Annotated in this window: 18 protein-coding genes; 8 read left to right on the forward strand and 10 right to left on the reverse strand. The window is 31.4% G+C overall.

Annotated features, from left to right (window positions below):
- Positions 1-12: 12 nt before the first annotated feature.
- A complete protein-coding gene (locus OU788_RS04805) occupies positions 13-513 on the forward strand; it encodes an RNA polymerase sigma factor (RefSeq protein ID WP_342454908.1) in 501 nt (166 codons plus the stop codon).
- Positions 514-1,890 (forward strand): outer membrane beta-barrel protein, encoded by a 1,377-nt coding sequence (locus OU788_RS04810; RefSeq protein WP_274634104.1) that lies wholly within the window; start codon positions 514-516, stop codon positions 1,888-1,890. It abuts the gene before it with no gap.
- Here OU788_RS04810 and OU788_RS04815 read toward each other — a convergent pair.
- Positions 1,887-2,939, reverse strand: coding sequence for an isoaspartyl peptidase/L-asparaginase family protein (locus tag OU788_RS04815; RefSeq protein ID WP_274634105.1), 1,053 nt, complete (start codon positions 2,937-2,939; stop codon positions 1,887-1,889). The two genes, OU788_RS04810 and OU788_RS04815, sit on opposite strands and share 4 nt — an antisense overlap.
- Before the next feature lie 111 nt (positions 2,940-3,050).
- On the opposite strand from OU788_RS04815, the gene amaB reads away from it, so the two are divergent.
- Positions 3,051-4,592 carry an L-piperidine-6-carboxylate dehydrogenase gene (amaB, locus tag OU788_RS04820; RefSeq protein ID WP_274634106.1) on the forward strand — a complete coding sequence of 514 codons (1,542 nt, stop codon included), beginning with the start codon at positions 3,051-3,053 and terminating at the stop codon, positions 4,590-4,592.
- A 79-nt stretch (positions 4,593-4,671) separates the two neighbouring features.
- Here the strand turns inward: amaB and OU788_RS04825 are convergent, their stop codons facing one another.
- Positions 4,672-5,052, reverse strand: a complete 381-nt coding sequence (locus OU788_RS04825; RefSeq protein ID WP_274634107.1) for an ankyrin repeat domain-containing protein — start codon at positions 5,050-5,052, stop codon at positions 4,672-4,674.
- 343 nt (positions 5,053-5,395) lie between these two features.
- Here OU788_RS04825 and OU788_RS04830 point away from each other — a divergent pair, with 343 nt between their 5' ends.
- The 3 genes from OU788_RS04830 (at position 5,396) to OU788_RS04840 (ending at position 7,509) form a co-directional block, all read left to right on the forward strand.
- On the forward strand, positions 5,396-5,737 hold the full coding sequence (locus OU788_RS04830; protein ID WP_342454907.1) for a hypothetical protein: 342 nt from the start codon (positions 5,396-5,398) through the stop codon (positions 5,735-5,737).
- A gap of 290 nt (positions 5,738-6,027) precedes the next feature.
- Positions 6,028-6,759 carry a sulfite exporter TauE/SafE family protein gene (locus tag OU788_RS04835; protein ID WP_274634108.1) on the forward strand — a complete coding sequence of 244 codons (732 nt, stop codon included), beginning with the start codon at positions 6,028-6,030 and terminating at the stop codon, positions 6,757-6,759.
- A gap of 39 nt (positions 6,760-6,798) precedes the next feature.
- Complete coding sequence (locus OU788_RS04840; protein ID WP_274634109.1) at positions 6,799-7,509, forward strand: PmeII family type II restriction endonuclease; 711 nt, start codon at positions 6,799-6,801, stop codon at positions 7,507-7,509.
- Here OU788_RS04840 and dcm read toward each other — a convergent pair.
- From dcm to OU788_RS04865, 5 genes are all read right to left on the reverse strand, one after another.
- Positions 7,455-8,726, reverse strand: coding sequence for a DNA (cytosine-5-)-methyltransferase (gene dcm / locus OU788_RS04845; RefSeq protein WP_274634110.1), 1,272 nt, complete (start codon positions 8,724-8,726; stop codon positions 7,455-7,457). The genes OU788_RS04840 and dcm overlap by 55 nt on opposite strands.
- Before the next feature lie 81 nt (positions 8,727-8,807).
- A complete protein-coding gene (locus OU788_RS04850; protein WP_274634111.1) occupies positions 8,808-9,947 on the reverse strand; it encodes an ATP-binding protein in 1,140 nt (379 codons plus the stop codon).
- A 3-nt stretch (positions 9,948-9,950) separates the two neighbouring features.
- A complete protein-coding gene (locus tag OU788_RS04855; RefSeq protein ID WP_274634112.1) occupies positions 9,951-10,706 on the reverse strand; it encodes an SDR family NAD(P)-dependent oxidoreductase in 756 nt (251 codons plus the stop codon).
- Positions 10,707-10,990: 284 nt separating this feature from the next.
- Positions 10,991-11,926 (reverse strand): hypothetical protein, encoded by a 936-nt coding sequence (locus OU788_RS04860; RefSeq protein ID WP_274634113.1) that lies wholly within the window; start codon positions 11,924-11,926, stop codon positions 10,991-10,993.
- A gap of 101 nt (positions 11,927-12,027) precedes the next feature.
- Positions 12,028-12,441 carry a hypothetical protein gene (locus OU788_RS04865; RefSeq protein WP_274634114.1) on the reverse strand — a complete coding sequence of 138 codons (414 nt, stop codon included), beginning with the start codon at positions 12,439-12,441 and terminating at the stop codon, positions 12,028-12,030.
- A 138-nt stretch (positions 12,442-12,579) separates the two neighbouring features.
- On the opposite strand from OU788_RS04865, the gene OU788_RS04870 reads away from it, so the two are divergent.
- Positions 12,580-13,689, forward strand: coding sequence for an NAD(P)/FAD-dependent oxidoreductase (locus tag OU788_RS04870; protein ID WP_274634125.1), 1,110 nt, complete (start codon positions 12,580-12,582; stop codon positions 13,687-13,689).
- A 25-nt stretch (positions 13,690-13,714) separates the two neighbouring features.
- Positions 13,715-14,164, forward strand: a complete 450-nt coding sequence (locus OU788_RS04875; protein WP_274634115.1) for a 3-oxoacyl-ACP synthase — start codon at positions 13,715-13,717, stop codon at positions 14,162-14,164.
- Between the two features lie 186 nt (positions 14,165-14,350).
- On the opposite strand, the gene OU788_RS04880 is transcribed toward OU788_RS04875, so the two are convergent.
- The 3 genes from OU788_RS04880 to OU788_RS04890 form a co-directional block, all read right to left on the reverse strand.
- Positions 14,351-15,286: an ABC transporter ATP-binding protein gene (locus OU788_RS04880; protein ID WP_274634116.1), complete on the reverse strand. Its 936-nt coding sequence runs from the start codon at positions 15,284-15,286 to the stop codon at positions 14,351-14,353.
- A gap of 63 nt (positions 15,287-15,349) precedes the next feature.
- Positions 15,350-16,222 carry a 30S ribosomal protein S6--L-glutamate ligase gene (gene rimK / locus OU788_RS04885; protein WP_274634117.1) on the reverse strand — a complete coding sequence of 291 codons (873 nt, stop codon included), beginning with the start codon at positions 16,220-16,222 and terminating at the stop codon, positions 15,350-15,352.
- 107 nt (positions 16,223-16,329) lie between these two features.
- Positions 16,330-16,743: an ATP-dependent zinc protease family protein gene (locus OU788_RS04890; RefSeq protein WP_274634118.1), complete on the reverse strand. Its 414-nt coding sequence runs from the start codon at positions 16,741-16,743 to the stop codon at positions 16,330-16,332.
- Between the last annotated feature and the right edge of the window lie 82 nt (positions 16,744-16,825).

The following is a 16,825-nucleotide window of genomic DNA, read 5'->3' on the forward strand; positions in this document are numbered from 1 at the left end:
TGTCGTCAAAATATAACAGCTCAAGCTCAAGTTTATCAGTTATTTTCTGGTAAACTTTTTGCGCTTTGTTTAAAGTATTCTCGAAATTATCAAGATGCAGAAGATACATTGCAAGACAGTTTCTTAACCATTTTTAAAAAGATACCTCAATATAATAATGAAGGTTCTTTTGAAGGATGGATGAAGCGAATAACCATAAATACTGCTTTACAAAAGTATAGAGAGAAATCACCTTTACAATTAGTGTCGGAAGGAATTAATGAGGAATTAGAAGAAGAAGTTGTATTAGAAACAGAAAGTGTAAATGTTGATGTATTGTTACGGTTAATTCAAAATTTACCAGATAGGTATCGTTTGGTTTTTAACTTGTATGTTTTAGATAATTATTCGCATAAAGAAATAGCGTCGTTACTGAATATTACAGAAGGAACGTCCAAATCTAATTTATCAAGAGCACGACAATTGCTAAAAAAAGAGGTAGAAGTGTATCAAGCAACAGCGCAAAAGGCATAAATGATGGAAGATAAAAACATCGATAGACTTTTTCAAGAAGGACTTAAAGATTTGGAGGTAACTCCGAACGATAGTGTGTGGAACGGAATTGAAAGTAAGTTAAAAAAGAAGAAAAAGAATCGTTTGCTTCCTATTTGGTGGTTTTCTGGCGGAGTTGCAGCCATATTAGTTTTAGGACTTTTATTGTATCCTTATATTGATAAACAAGACAATTTAGAAAAAACAGACTCAGTAATTGTTGAATCAGAATCATCAACACCTGAAGAAAATAAAAAAGAAGAACTAAAAGATATTTTATTAACTGAACCAATAAAAGAAAACTTAGAAGAAACACATATAGTAAAAGAAGAAACGAAAAAGAAAAAAGTATTGAAAGAAAAACTTCATACGAATGAAGTTTTAGTCGCTAATCATGTTGTGAAGATTAGTAAAAATGAGCTACAAGAAAAAGATAGCAACACAGAGAATGGAGTTGTTGAAGGGTCTTTATTCTCTAAAAACCATGTTGTGAAAGAAGAAAATACTGGCAAGCTTGAAAATAGCTTGCCAGTTATTACTGAAAATGCTCAAGAAGAATCAAACAAAAAAAATGATAGTGTAAAACAAAAAATTACTCCTAAAAAAGATTTTTTAGCCTTTGTTGATGAGAAATCGGTGGAAGAAACAAAAGAAAAGTCCAAAACGAAGTCTTGGTCTGTATCACCTACAGTAGCAGTTTTAAACTCTAATTCATTTTCTGAATCATCTCCAATAGATGCGAGTTTATCAAACTCAACAAAAGGAAATACAAGTTATTCGTATGGAGTTCAAGTAGCGTATCAATTAAATAAAAAATGGGCAATTCAATCAGGAATTCATTTACAAGAAATGGGGTATTCTAACACCAATGTAGCTGTTAATCCTGTAACATCAAGTAGTGCAAATGTAGTTTTCAGCTCAGGTGAAAATTATGCGTTAAATGATGTATCTCAAGAAAGTTTTAGTTCTAATTCCATTTCCATAAGTAGAGGAAGCCTTGATGGAGAGTTAAATCAAAAATATGGATATGTTGAGGTTCCAGTACAAATAAAATACAATTTCTTAGAAGGGAAAAAGCTTAAAACAGAATTAGTAGTTGGTTTTAGTTCGTTGTTTTTAAATAAAAATGATGTAACTCTTAATACCACGAATTTTTCTACTTCTGGCGAAGCCAATAACTTAAACTCAATTAATTTTAGTGGAAACTTAGGTGTTGATTTAAATTACCAATTGGGTAAAAAATGGTCTATAAATATTAATCCAATGCTAAAAACCCAGTTAAATACATTTAAAAATGATTCAAATGGGTTTCAGCCTTATTTCATAGGTGTTTATACAGGTATAAATTATCAGTTTTAATTTGCATAAATTTTAACAACCAAATCACCTTTATCGTTCATTGAAGCTCTGTACATTCCAGCGGTATTAAATTCAAAAGACATATTTCCGTTTTTGTCAAGAGCTACAACACCACCAGTACCACCGAGCTTGGTTAATTTATTTTGAATAACATCTTTGGTAGCTTCTTTTAATGATTTTTGTTGATATTCCATTTGAGCAGAAATATCATACGCTACTTGAGATCTTATAAAGTATTCACCCCAACCAGTTGAAGAAACACCACAAGTTTTATTATTTGCATAGGTACCCGAACCAATAATAGGAGAATCTCCAATTCGTCCCCAACGTTTGTTAGTCATACCGCCAGTAGAAGTACCCGCAGTAATATTTCCTTCTTTATCTAGAGCAACACAACCTACAGTACCATATTTACTGTTTTTAATATCAGCATCATAAAAGGCAGCTTCTTTATCATCATGATCTAATGCTGTTTTTTCTTTATTTTTAATTCGTTGTAGAGATTTAAAACGATTCTCAGTATAAAAATAACTTGGATCTACGATTTCTAACCCTTGTTCTTTAGCAAATTGAGAAGCACCAGCCCCTGAAAGCATCACATGATCAGAGTTTGTCATTACTTTTCTAGCAGCTTCAATAGGGCTTTTAATATCTTTTACACCTGCCACAGCACCAGCATTCAAGGTTTTTCCATCCATAAAAGAAGCATCTAACTCGTTAGTTTCTTCATGCGTAAACACAGCTCCTTTTCCTGCATTAAATAAGGGAGATTCTTCCATTACCTGAATAGTTTTTACAACAGCATCTCCACTAGAGCCTCCATTTTTTAAAATTTCATACCCCGTTCTTACAGCTTCTTCTAATTTAGCTTTATAAGCAGCTTCTTTTTCAGGAGTCATGTTTTTTTTCAGAATTGTACCAGCCCCACCATGAATAATAATTGCAAACTCGTTTGTAGGAGTATTATTTTGTTCTTTGGAAGTTGTTTTAGGTTGATTACAAGAAAATAGTAGGAAGATTAAAGCAAGACAGTAGAAAATATTTTTCATGATTTTGTTAATTTTTAAACAAACAGAGTTGTTTTTGTTTAATTTATTAATTGTAAAATTATTCGTAGTTTTGAGCTTTAAATTTAAAAAACTAAAATTACAATATAAAACATGGCAGATTTTGGTATTAAAGAAGCTTTAGTTCAATTAGGCTTAAAAGATATAAACAACGGAACTTCAACAGGTTCAGTAAACTTCGCAAACGGAGAAATTATTGAAAGTTATTCACCAGTTGATGGTAAGTTAATTGGTAAGGTAGTAGCAAGTACTCGTGAAGATTATGATAAGGTGATGGACACTGCTACTGCAGCTTTTAAAGAGTGGAGATCTGTACCTGCACCGCAAAGAGGAGAAATCGTTCGTCAATTTGGAAACAAATTAAGAGAATTAAAAGAACCGTTAGGTAAATTAGTTTCTTATGAAATGGGAAAATCTTACCAAGAAGGTTTAGGTGAGGTTCAAGAGATGATTGATATCTGTGATTTTGCTGTAGGTTTATCTCGTCAGTTAAACGGACAAGTAATTCCATCAGAAAGACCAGGACATGTAATGAGAGAGCAATGGCATCCATTAGGAGTAGTTGGTATTATTTCAGCATTTAACTTCCCTGTTGCTGTTTGGTCTTGGAACACAGCATTAGCTTGGATTTGTGGTAACGTATGTGTGTGGAAAGGATCTGAAAAAGCTCCTTTATGTTCTGTAGCTTGTCAAAATATTATAGCTGAGGTTTTAAAAGCTAACAATTTACCAGAAGGAATTTCTTGTATTGTTAATGGAGATTATAAAGTTGGTGAATACATTACTGAAGATACTCGTATTCCTTTAGTATCTGCTACTGGTTCTACAAGAATGGGACGTATTGTTGGTACTAAAGTTGCTGAGCGTTTCGGTAAATCATTATTAGAATTAGGAGGAAACAATGCAATTATCATTACTCCAACTGCTGATTTAAAAGTAGTGGTTCCAGGTGCTGTATTTGGAGCTGTAGGTACTTGTGGTCAACGTTGTACATCTACACGTCGTTTAATCATCCACGAATCTGTATATGATAAAGTAAGAGATGCTATTGTTGGAGCCTATGGTCAAATTAAGATTGGAAATCCATTAGATGAAAATAATCACGTTGGACCATTAATTGATAAAGACTCTGTAAATACGTATTTAGCTGCTATTGAAAAAGCAAAAGCTGAAGGAGGTAAAGTATTAGTAGAAGGAGGCGTTTTAGAAGGAGAAGGATATGAAAGTGGTTGTTACGTTAAACCAGCAATTATTGAAGCTGAAAACCATTATGAAATCGTTCAGCATGAAACATTTGCTCCTATCTTATACTTAATGAAGTATTCAGGAGATGTTGAAAATGCTATTGAATTACAAAATGGAGTAGCGCAAGGATTATCTTCTTCAATTATGACAAGTGAAATGAAAGAAGCTGAAAAATTCTTATCATTCGCAGGATCTGATTGTGGTATTGCTAACGTTAATATTGGTACTTCTGGTGCTGAAATTGGTGGAGCATTTGGAGGTGAAAAAGAAACAGGTGGTGGACGTGAGTCTGGATCTGATGCTTGGAAAGTATACATGCGTCGTCAGACAAACACCGTAAACTATTCTGATGAGTTACCTTTAGCACAAGGAATTAAGTTCGATTTATAAGAAAACACAGTTTTCAAAATATAAAAAAGTCACATCATTTTGATGAGACTTTTTGTTTTTAACTAAGTTGGTGGTTATACTATTTTTCTAAAGCAGCAGCAATAATTTTATAGGCTTCGTGTGCTTTTGACATTTTAGCATATTCTAAGGCAGTATATCCTCTTTCTGATTTTACTTTTAATTTAGCTCCGCTATCAATTAATAATTGAACAATATCTGCTTTGTTATATCTAGCAGCAAACATTAAAGGAGTTAATCCTACAGACTTTCTGTTAATATCTGTTCCATTATCAGCCATTGCTTTTACAGCTTCAAAATTTCCAGCTCTAATTAATTTACAAAAAGTACTTACATCAGGACTTTCAATAGTCGTTTTTACAGGAGCTTCAAAAGAAGTTGATGCAGTAATAGTTCCAAAAGATAAGGCGATTGCTAAAGCAGTTAATACAAATTTTTTCATGATGTTATGTTTTTATTTTAAGATTAGGTTACAGCTAAAAGACGCCTATTAAAACATAACGTTTCATCAAAAACATACACTTAACAATTATTTAAGATAAGCTCTTAAAAATCTCTTAATAGATTTAAATTATTTTTAATAAATTAACAATCAATAAATTAAAGGGATTGATGAGTAAACGGTCAACATATTTATTCGGTGTTTTTTTAACCATTACAATAGGTACTTTGTTATGTTGGTATTTATGTTGTGAGAAGCAGTACAATACAAATGGAAAGGTGCAAGAAGAAATATTTTATGAAAAAAAATAATAACTAACTAAAATAAACTTAAACCAGAAACTATGAATTTGTGTCTTTTAATTCCATTAATAGTAGGACTTATTACTGCTTTTTTAGGCTATTTAATTGGAAAGCTATCCAGCAAAAACATAAAAAACGACGAGATTGTTCTTTTGAAAAATAAGATTGCTAAACTAGAGGCTAGTTTACGAACTTGTAGAGAGAATAACTCAAATCTTGAAACAGATTTAAAACTAGCAAGAACAGGTATAGAAACTTCTTTTGACAGCGCACTAGTCAAGAAAATTTTTGGTAAAAAGATAAAAGAAAACGACTTGAAAATAGTTGAAGGTATTGGACCAAAAATAGAAAGTCTAAAGTCTTTTTCACAATTTTGGAATTGACACTTGGAAAATATTAGGAGAAACCTCTGTAGAAAAATGCCAAGAGGTATTAAATAGTGGAGGAAATCGTTATAAAATTCATAAACCAGATTCATGGCCAAAACAAGCTCAGCTAGCTTCAGAAGGAAAATGGCAAGAGCTTAAAGATTGGCAAGAAACCTTAAATGGAGGAAAGTAAAAAAACGCAATAAAATTCTAACCCTTGATAATTTCAAGGGTTATTTTTTACCTCAAAACATAGATTGATTCTTAATATAAAACCAAGTACCTTCGTTACTTAAAAGGTACAAATGAAAGATATTAACTTTATTTTTTTACTACTAGCTTTAGTAGCTGAAATTATTGGAACAATTGGTGGATTTGGTTCTTCTGTTTTCTTTGTTCCGTTAGGAAATTTTTATTTCGATTTTTATTCTGTGTTAGGTTTAACTGCTATTTTTCACTTATCGAGTAATGTGAGTAAAATCTTTTTATTCAAAAAAGGATTAGATAAGAAGTTGTTGATAAACATAGGAGTTCCTTCTGTGATTTTTGTAATCTTAGGAGGTGTATTATCAAAATATTTAAACAGTACGTATTTAGAAATATTTTTAGGTATTTTTTTAGTAGCGTTTAGTGCTTTTTTCCTGATTAGAAGTAAATTTTCTTTTTCTCCTAACAGAAAAAATGCCATTGTAGGTGGCACTCTCTCAGGGTTTTCAGCAGGATTATTAGGTACAGGAGGAGCTATAAGAGGGTTAACTATGGCAGCTTTTAATTTAGAAAAGAGTGTGTTTATAGCAACTTCTGCTTTTATTGATTTTATGATCGATTTTTCAAGAACTTTTGTGTATTACCAAAACGGCTATATTCATGATCATGACTTAAAATATGTGCCTTTTTTATTTGTCATCGGTATAGTAGGTACATTCATCGGAAAGAAAATACTAGCCTATATACCACAGTCTAAATTTAGAACCTTGTCGTTGTCTTTTATTTTATTGATTGGGATAGTAACGATTGTTCAGTTGGTGTTGAGGTAGTATGTTTTAAAACTCATAGAAATTAAAGTATATTTGAAAATGAATGAAAAAGAACTTTTAGAAGTTATTACAGCGTATTTTGAAGAGAAAATATTTGAAAATCATAAAATTAGCTCTTTAAAAACACACTCTAAACTTAAATCATACAAGATAAACCCTATTGTAGTTAAGTATTTATCAAAAATACTTGAGAATGATTTTACTGCAATAGGAATTGCTAAAGCATTGTACTATCCTAGAGTTTTGGGAACTTCTATTAATACCTCATTTGGAACAAGAATTCAAAACATGTTTGTCGAGTTAAATTTGGCAGAAGGTTCTTTAATCAAAGGAATGGATATTGAGTTTACAGATAAAGTTGATGGACGACGAAAATGGTGTCAGCTTAAATCAGGGCCAAACACAATTAATTCTGAAGATGTGAGTCCTTTGCTTAAAAAATTCACTACGGTAACTAATTTGGCAAGAACGAATTCAATGGATTTAAATAATTCAGATTTAATACTAGGTGTTCTTTATGGAGAAGAAGATCAATTAAGTCAACATTATCGAAAAATAGATGAATTGTTTCCTGTAATTATTGGTGAAGAGTTTTGGCATAGACTTACAGGCTTTCCAAACTTTTACAATAAGTTAGTTTCAAACTTAGATTTGATGACTTTAAATTTAGATACAGAAGGTTTTTTCAAACAAGGTTATATGGCGTTAGCTAAAGAAATTGAAGCATCTGATTTGTTCGATTTTGAATAGTATTTATTTAAAAACTTAATTATAGAATAGCCTATTTCTTTACCCAAATTGCAAGGTACAGCATTTCCAATTTGTTTGTATTGTTGAGAAACAGAACCTGCAAACTCCCAACTGTCAGGAAAAGTTTGTATACGAGCATATTCTCTAACTGTAAATGGACGCGTTTCTTCTGGGTGGCAACGTTCGGTTTGTTTTTGTGCGGGGCTACAAGTAAGGGTTAAGCAAGGTTCATCCCAACCAATTCTTCTTGCCATTCCGGTTTTTCCTCCTCCTAAATAAAAGCTTTTACCCATATATTCTTTTTGAATATCTATAGGTAAATCTCTCCAATAACCTTTTTGAGGAACTAAATCTAATACTTCTTTTTTATGTTCAGGATATTTTGAACCAGGAGACTTAGGTACGTCTTTATCATATAATCGTCCTTTTTTTAGGGCGTCTGATAAATTGTAAATGGTATTGTAGGGAGTAGGGTATTCGTAATTAATATTTATATCTTTTCTTACACCAACCAAAATTAATCGTTCTCTTTTTTGCGGAACGTTATAATTAATTGCTTTTAAAACTTGAACAGGCACTACATTATATCCAATTTCATCTAAGATAGAAATCATTCCTTGTAGTGTTTTTCCTTTATCATGAGAAAGTAATCCTTTTACATTTTCACCAATACAAATTAAAGGATTAACTTCTTGAACAACTCTTGCAAATTCGTAAAACAAAGTTCCTCTAGCATCTTCTAACCCTAATTTTTTTCCGGCATAGCTAAAAGCTTGACAAGGAAATCCTCCTGTAACAATTTCAACCTTATTTTTATAGCTTTCAAAATTGAAAGATTTAATATCACCTTCTAAAACATTCCAGTGAGGTCTGTTTTTTCTTAAGGTTTCACAGGCCCATTTATCAATTTCATTAAGAGCTACACATTTTATTCCTGATTGTTCTAAACCGATTGCTAAACCACCAGCTCCAGCAAATAACTCTAGTACTTTATATTCTTTAAGAGGTTCTTCAGTATTATCAATACTTTCATCTATTTCAGTAATCAGCGGTTCTATAAGAGCGTTAATCTCTTCTTTTTTATAAACACGATAGTTACTCATAGGTTCGCGAACAGCATTTAATTTTCCTTCTCTATCCCATCTTCGTAAAGTTTCTTTACTTTTACCCAATACATCTGCTGCTTCTGAAATTGAATAATAACCTTTTGTAACCATATTATATAACCTTATACATTGGTTACAAATTTAAGATAAAAATCTACATAAAAAAACAGTGAGAAATAATCTTTTACATTCTTAACTATACTTCACTTTCCTTAGCACACGCATCGCTTCTTTGTATTTGATATAGGTGGTTTTATCTTCTAGATTTTTAATATAGTTTTTTGCCTTTTTAAGTTGTAACGGAGCGTTTAAAAATCCGTTTAAATAGCAAATTAAGTAGGAGGTAGGAAGCCTGAATACATCTTCATGTTCAGTAACCGAAAGCGGTTTATTTTTTATAATTTTTGCGACAATACAGTTGTTATTATTGTAAATATGCTGTAAAATATTTTTATCGTATTGTGGTGGTTTAAACAAAAACTCGGTAATAATATCGTGTTTTCCGTTGTCTTTAAAATTGATGATGGTTTTTTCTAATGGATAACGTTTTTCGGTTTTATCAATACCTAATACAATGTATTCGGTAATAATAAATGATTGCTCGTTATAACTGATTTGTACATCATCTAACGAAGAAAAAAATAAACGAACTTGTTCGTTGACTAATTCAATATCTACTCGTGTAAAAAACTCTTCGTTGTTAATTAGTTTTCTTTTTCCTGCCCAACACAATACGAATTGCTCATTAAATACTTTGTATCTCGGATTGTATTCTGGTTTATGTCGGTTGATAAAATCGAAAACACCGTCAAGTGTGAGTTTAATATTGTTATTGGCATTTTTTTCAATAGCTTCAACAATTGCTTTATTGTTGTTTCTAAGTTTAAAACTACCTTCTACAGGTATTGAGTTACTTCCTCTACGGTAAAACACTGCTCCTTTACTATATTTCCATGCGTTTTTTGCCAAAGACGTAATAGAGTTGTTAGGATATATAGTTACCAACCCTATTACTTTATGACGCTGCAAACGAGGAAAAGGAACGTTTTCATATTCTATTTTAGGAGGATTATTTAAATAAGCGTTAACCAGATTTTGAATTTTGCTATCGTCGTAAAAATCTACACCAATAATGGTGTTTTCTTCATCTTCAATACCAATAACAATGTATGAGTTATTGTTTGGATTGGAGTTTGAAAGTGCACAAATGTGTTTTATAAATTTAGCTTTTCCTTCTTTAGAGCCTAAGGATAACTTTTGTTTTTTATCATAAAAACTATTCTCATCGTTATGAGACAGTAAGTTTTTAATTAAAAGACGTTTGTTAATCACGACTTAAGCATTTTTATTCACAATAGTTGCGCTAGCTTGTGCTGTAGGATATACGATTAAATCTTCAATATTAACGTGATATGGGCGTGTAACAACAAAATGAATAATATCTGCTATATCTTCAGGTTGTAGTGCTTTGTAACCTTGGTATACGGTTTTGGCTCTTTCAGTGTCTCCTTTAAAACGAACATCAGAAAATTCAGTTTCTACCAAACCTGGATGAATGGCACACACACGAATGTTATGTTGGTTTAAATCGATGCGCATTCCTTTATTTAAAGCGTTTACAGCGAACTTTGAAGCACAATACACATTTCCGTTAGGATATACATCTTTTCCTGCAATAGAACCGATATTTAAGATAAACCCGTTGTTGCGTTCAACCATTTGAGGAATCACAGCTTTTGAAACGTATAAAAGTCCTTTTACGTTTCCGTCAATCATAGCATCCCAATCGTCTATATTTCCATTTTGGAAGCTGTCTAGTCCGTGCGCATTACCGGCATTGTTAATAAGAATGTCTATATGTTTAAATTCATTAGGTAAACTGTTGATTGCTTTTTTAACTTCATCGTTATAACGAACATCGAATTGAAGTATATGTACTTTAGTAAACTGAGATAGTTCTTGTTGAAGTTGTTGAAGCTTTTCAATACGTCGGCCACAAATAATTAAGTTGATGTTATTTTTAGCAAAAAGTTGAGCGGTTGCCTTACCAATACCTGAGGTTGCTCCTGTAATTAAAGCAGTTTGTTGCATGGTTTTTTTGTTTTGTATAAAGGTAACCTTTTTTATGTTAAGCAACTATTAATACCACTTCTCCATTAAAATTATACGATAAAAAATTATTCTTTTCCGTTTATACTTCAAAATAAAATAAAACCATAGCTATGGCTATGCCTTGATTTTCTTTCTCGTCTAAACAAAAAATACCTACTTTTTATTTAGTGTAATTTCAATTAAGAACTGGTATAAAATGAAAAAACGCGATCCTTTTAGTTGGCTACTACACCAACCAAAAATCAACTAACCAAACTTTATTTTTACTTCCTTTTCGGAAATGTTTCTCTTTCTATCTTAGTACGTTTTCTACCGCTATTCCTTACAGCTGGTTTAGTACTAGTGGTACTTTCACCTTTTTTGTATTGTATAAATCCTCTACCAGAAAAAACATAGGTTCTTTGAGAATTTACTTGATACAGTTCTATCTCACCATCATTAATAACGGTTAAGTCAAATTCTTCAGTATCTCCGTTATCATAATTAAGTGTTAAATATTTTAAGTTCTGTTCGCCTTGAACATTACGAACTACATAACTTCCCTTAAAATTCCAATTAATATTAGCAACATTTGTGCCAAAAGGATCGTGAGATGAATAGAATGTTACATCATTTTCTGGAGTAAACTGTAAGTAATTTTCATAATCAAAAGGGTTGTTAATTCCTGCTACAGATTCTCCAGTTTTTTCCCAGGCTATATACTCTTGTAAAAAGTATTCAATATTATCATAGAACAACATGTCATAATCAAATTCATTTCTTTGGTATCCAACCAAATAGTAACTCACATTTTGTGATAAATCATCAATTCGAATTCTATTATCTGAAAGTTGTACTACCTCAAATTCAAAATATCCATCTATATCGTGTCGAGTTTCTAATACAGTTCCATAAGTTCCGTAGCTTCCAACTGCAATTCCTAAACCGTTTCCTGTATGACCGATATCAACAATATTGTTGTTTGCATACATGGTTCCGTTTAAAAAGGAAATGGTAAACGCTCTTGATAAAAATGGAACATCGCCTGTACCTGTTGTTTTGTGATAATCTACATACCATAAATCATAACTCGAAATATATTGACGTAATGAAAAACCATCATCTCCAAATCCATCATGTACAATTTCATTTCTTACAACACATGAAGTAAGTGTTACGCTACCAACAAGTAGTAATAAAAGTAATTTTATACGTTTCATAAGCTTTCGTTTTATGGTTATGCTTATGAGTTTCCAAATTACGTGCCAAAAATAAAAAACACCTCCAAAAGAGGTGTTTTTGATAGTTACGTTTAACAGATTTACTGCATAAAAATCTTTTTTTTCTTTTCGATATTTTCCACTTTTACATAGTGAATTTTATCACCAATTGTATACGAAACCATCGCTTCATTTTCTTTCAATTCAAAAGGAAATTTTTCTGTAAGATCATTAGGTGTATTACCAAATTCCTCTTTAGGATCTGCATGTAAAATCAAGTCTTTTCTATCTTCATCTGATGAGGTTTTATAACGTGCAGCAATATATTGTTTATCGTTATGTTGCTCTATTACTGCATTAGTTATTCTGTTTTGAAAATATACTTTTTGAAAATCAACAGGCTCTTTAGCAGTAAAATTGATAATTAAATTAGTAGAATTATAGCTGCCTTTTACACCTCCTGTAACGTGAGAATAACTTGCTGATTCTATTTTAAAAGGATGATTATTTTCCATTTTTACACTTGCGCATTGTGTTAGACTAAAAGCTAAAATTAAGATTCCGATTAGTTTCATAGAATTACTTTTTTAATGTTTAAATTTAGACATTCAAGGAATGTGCCAAGTCACAAATATAATCAGATTTATATGATGTTGAATTTCAGTTATTGGGAGCTAAAAGAGTGGTTTACAACTGTAGATTTTACTGTAGTTGGTAGTGGAATTGTAGGATTGAATTGTGCATTACAGTTGCGAAAAATGCATCCAAAAGCAAAAATTCTAATTCTAGAAAAAGGAATGTTACCTCAAGGAGCTAGCACTAAAAATGCTGGTTTTGCCTGCTTTGGAAGTTTATCTGAACTCATAGATGATTTAAACACACATACTGAAGAAGAAGTTGTTAGTTTGGTAAAAAAACGTTGGGAAGGATTACAGTTGTTACGAACAACTTTAGGTGATAAAAACATCGATTTTCAGCAAAATAAAGGATACGAATTATTTTTAACTACAGAATTGTACGAATCGTGTTTAGCACAGAAATCGAAGATAAATGAATTATTAAAACCCTTATTTTCTTCGGAAGTTTTTAAGGTTGATGACAATAAGTTTGGTTTTCAAAACATTCATCAACAGTATATAACTAATCAGTTTGAAGGACAGCTAGATACTGGAAAAATGGCTGCTAAATTGTTAGAAAAAGTAGTGTCTTCAGGAATTAAAATCGTAAACAATATTCAGGTTAAAAATTTTATTGAAAACAACGAACAAGTTGAGGTTGAAACCAACCAAATTACATTTAACACTAAAAAATTATTTTTTGCAACTAACGGATTTGCCAATCAACTGTTGAATGAAAACGTGCAACCCGCTAGAGCACAGGTATTAATTACAAAGCCGATTAAAAATTTACACATCAAAGGAACTTTTCATTTAGATAAAGGTTATTATTATTTTAGAAATATTGATAATAGAATTTTGTTTGGAGGTGGTAGAAATCTCGATTTTAAAGGTGAAGAAACTACTGATTTTGGGCAAACAGCAATTATCCAAAACAAATTAGAAGAAATTTTAAAAACAACTATTTTACCAAATACAGAAGTTAAAATAGAGCATAGATGGAGTGGAATAATGGGAGTTGGAAATCAGAAAAAAGCGATTATAAAGCAGCTTTCTAACAATGTATTTTGTGGTGTTCGTTTAGGAGGAATGGGAGTTGCTATAGGTAGTTTGGTAGGGAAGGAGCTTGCGGAACTTTTAGATTAACACTATTTCATCTGAAATAAAAAGAATGAGTATAAAAGAAGAATTATATAAACAATGTGAGTCGTATGTAGATAAGCGTTTACAAACGGTGGAAGAAACAATAGCTTCTCATCAAAAAAGCTTGCAATCTGAAATAAAAAGTTCTGCTGGAGATAAACATGAAACAGGACGGGCAATGCTTCAGTTAGAAATGGAAAAAGCAAGTCAACAACTTAGTGGAATAGCTCAAATGAAAGAAGTTTTAGCAAAATTGAAAATAGATATTACTTCAGAAGCAGCTTGTTTGGGCAGCGTGGTGGAAACTTCTACTACAAATTATTTTATCAGTATGAGTGTAGGTTTACTAACGGTTGATAATAAAAAATACTTCGCTATCTCACCTTCTTCACCTATTGGAAAGCTAATTTTAGGAAAAAAAGTAGGAGAAAGCTTCGATTTTAATGGAGCGAAAAACACGATTAAAAAAATTTTCTAAAAAAAGTAGGGTAAATTAAAACCTAATTGTTTTATATGCAGGAAAGGTTGTTATAACCAAGAATAGAAAGAGAAACTACAATACACTTTTATCTTTTGGTGTTTAATACGGTAAGAGTGTATTTTTTTAAGAAACAAATTTATTTTAAGATAGTTGAGTAATAATTATGAGATAGTTATTATTGGTTTAAACAGCCTTTTTTAATTTAAAAAAGGCTGTTGTTTTTTCCTCAATATTTTCTTGATGATTTATAAAAATCGATTGGTTATCGTAAACTACTTCTATCAACCAATATCCTCCTTTAAAATAAGATTTTACCACAGTTCCTTTTAAATTGGAAGGCTCATCAACAATTTGTAGTTGATTTGGGTATAACAACATGGTTTGATTGTTAATTGAAATTTCATTTACATCATCAAATAACGAAGCCACATATTTTTCTTTAGGATGTTGGTATAAGTTAGAAGGACTGCCATATGCAAGTACTTGATGATTTCGGATTACCATCATGTTGTCGGCAAAAGATAAAGCATCGTTTCCGTCGTGGGTAGCTACTATACAAGCGATGTTTTTCTTTTTTAGGTAAGCGAATAATCGTCTACGTAACGAGTTTTTTTTGAAATTATCTATCTGACTAAAAGGTTCATCTAACAATAACAACTCAGGTTCTTTGGCTAATGCTCTAGCAATAGATACTCGTTGTTGCTGACCACCACTTAAATTTTTTACCTTTTCGTTGGCAAGCTCTGTCATTTCAATAACTTCTAAAAGTTCTTGAGTTCTTTCTTCTGCTTCTTTAGGGTAAAATCGTGAGAGGAATTTTTTAATGTTTTCACTTACAGAGGTAAACGGCATTAAATCAAAATCTTGTGCTACGTACTTGAAAAATTCCATTCCAGGAACCAAGTGATGTTCTGGGCCTAAAATTTGAGTATCATTCCAAAATAAATCTCCTTTATCAACATCTAACAAACCATAAACGATTTTTAAAAGAGTTGATTTTCCGCAACCACTTTCACCCATAACACACAAATGTTCTCCTTTTTGTAAGGTGAAATGGATGTTTTCTAAGGTTTTTTCTTTTGAAGGATAGGTAAATGAAATATTGTTTACTTGTAGCATAAATGCAAAAGTAACGGATTAGCAGGAAACAAAAAACCGACACTTTCGTATCGGTTTATATTTTTAAGCGCTTCTTTCAACAAAGCGAATAATACTTTTGGCGATATCTTTTCCTGTGGCTTTTTCAATACCTTCTAAACCAGGAGAAGAGTTTACTTCTAAGATTAACGGACCTCTATCTGACTGTAACATATCTACACCCGCAACACCTAATCGCATTGCTTTAGCAGCTTTTAAAGCAGCGTTTTCTTCTTCATCAGTTAATTCTATGATTTCAGCGGTTCCACCTCTGTGTAAATTCGATCTAAATTCACCTTCTTTACCTTGACGTTTCATAGCACCTACAACCACACCATCAACTACAAATGCACGAATATCAGCTCCTTTTGCTTCTTTAATGTATTCTTGAACGATTACACGAGCTTGAAGGCCGTTAAACGCCTCTAAAACCGATTCAGCAGCTTTTTTTGTTTCAGCTAATACAACTCCTAATCCTTGTGTTCCTTCTAGTAATTTAATGATTAAAGGAGCACCTCCTACTTTTTTTATAATTTCAGAAGTGTCTTTAGAATAATTGGTAAAAACAGTTTTTGGCAACCCTAAATTTGCTCTAGATAACACTTGTAAACTGCTTAATTTATCTCTAGATCTTACTAAGGCTTGTGACTCTACAACCGAAAAAACTTTCATCATTTCAAATTGACGTACTACAGCAGTACCATAAAAAGTAACTGAGGCTCCGATACGAGGTATAATAGCATCTACATCAGTTATAAGCTCATGGTTGTATACAATAGCTGGTTTTCTTTTTTCAATAATTAAATCACATTTTGTATGATCTAATACTAGCATTTGATGACCTCTTTTTTCTCCTGCTTCTACTAAACGTTTTGTTGAATATAATTTTGAGTTTCTAGAAAGAACAACAATTTTCATGTGTTTGTTTTTACTGTTTTTTTAATAGTCATAATATAACCTTTCTTAATGAAAATAATCAAGCAAATATTTTATTTAATGATTATTTAAATTACGCAGGTTTCATTTTATTTTTCTTTTGACGTGATGTTTTTTTGTGAAACATCAACGATAAATTTTTTATTTAAAAATTTTCTACCAATTAAAACTGGATAGGTCATTTTACCTCTATCAGATAAAGATAGCTTTATTTTATATTTTTTATCGAAAAAAACAACAGATGTTGATACCACATATCTTTTTTGTTTTTTACCGTTTGAGCTCCGTATACTTTTAACTTGATACTTGTTGGTTTGTAGCAATTTATTATTGTATTTTTCTGTTTTCGGACACAATAATATAAATTCTAACACGCCATCTTTTTCTTTAATATGCTTACAATGTATCGCAGAAGTATAGGCACCTGTATCTATTTTAGCAGGCAAATCTTCAATTTCCCAGTTTAAAAAGGATATTTTTTCAACTCTTCCTATTAGTTTCATAAGATAAAAAGTTAAGGAAGGCGAATTACTTACTATTTTTTGAAATACGCAATACCAAATTATCTATTTATTAAAAATAAAA

The organism is Tenacibaculum sp. L6, from assembly GCF_028823685.1.
Taxonomy (GTDB): Bacteria; Bacteroidota; Bacteroidia; order Flavobacteriales; family Flavobacteriaceae; genus Polaribacter.

Coding starts and splice junctions, on each gene's coding strand:
- OU788_RS04860 (WP_274634113.1), bottom strand. CDS start 11,926: ATGAAACGTATAAAATTACTTTTATTACTACTTGTTGGTAGCGTAACA.
- OU788_RS04865 (WP_274634114.1), bottom strand. CDS start 12,441: ATGGAAAATAATCATCCTTTTAAAATAGAATCAGCAAGTTATTCTCAC.
- OU788_RS04815 (WP_274634105.1), bottom strand. CDS start 2,939: ATGAAAAATATTTTCTACTGTCTTGCTTTAATCTTCCTACTATTTTCT.
- dcm (WP_274634110.1), bottom strand. CDS start 8,726: ATGGTTACAAAAGGTTATTATTCAATTTCAGAAGCAGCAGATGTATTG.
- OU788_RS04825 (WP_274634107.1), bottom strand. CDS start 5,052: ATGAAAAAATTTGTATTAACTGCTTTAGCAATCGCCTTATCTTTTGGA.
- OU788_RS04835 (WP_274634108.1), top strand. CDS start 6,028: ATGAAAGATATTAACTTTATTTTTTTACTACTAGCTTTAGTAGCTGAA.
- OU788_RS04840 (WP_274634109.1), top strand. CDS start 6,799: ATGAATGAAAAAGAACTTTTAGAAGTTATTACAGCGTATTTTGAAGAG.
- rimK (WP_274634117.1), bottom strand. CDS start 16,222: ATGAAAATTGTTGTTCTTTCTAGAAACTCAAAATTATATTCAACAAAA.
- OU788_RS04810 (WP_274634104.1), top strand. CDS start 514: ATGATGGAAGATAAAAACATCGATAGACTTTTTCAAGAAGGACTTAAA.
- OU788_RS04855 (WP_274634112.1), bottom strand. CDS start 10,706: ATGCAACAAACTGCTTTAATTACAGGAGCAACCTCAGGTATTGGTAAG.
- OU788_RS04880 (WP_274634116.1), bottom strand. CDS start 15,286: ATGCTACAAGTAAACAATATTTCATTTACCTATCCTTCAAAAGAAAAA.
- amaB (WP_274634106.1), top strand. CDS start 3,051: ATGGCAGATTTTGGTATTAAAGAAGCTTTAGTTCAATTAGGCTTAAAA.
- OU788_RS04890 (WP_274634118.1), bottom strand. CDS start 16,743: ATGAAACTAATAGGAAGAGTTGAAAAAATATCCTTTTTAAACTGGGAA.
- OU788_RS04830 (WP_342454907.1), top strand. CDS start 5,396: ATGAATTTGTGTCTTTTAATTCCATTAATAGTAGGACTTATTACTGCT.
- OU788_RS04875 (WP_274634115.1), top strand. CDS start 13,715: ATGAGTATAAAAGAAGAATTATATAAACAATGTGAGTCGTATGTAGAT.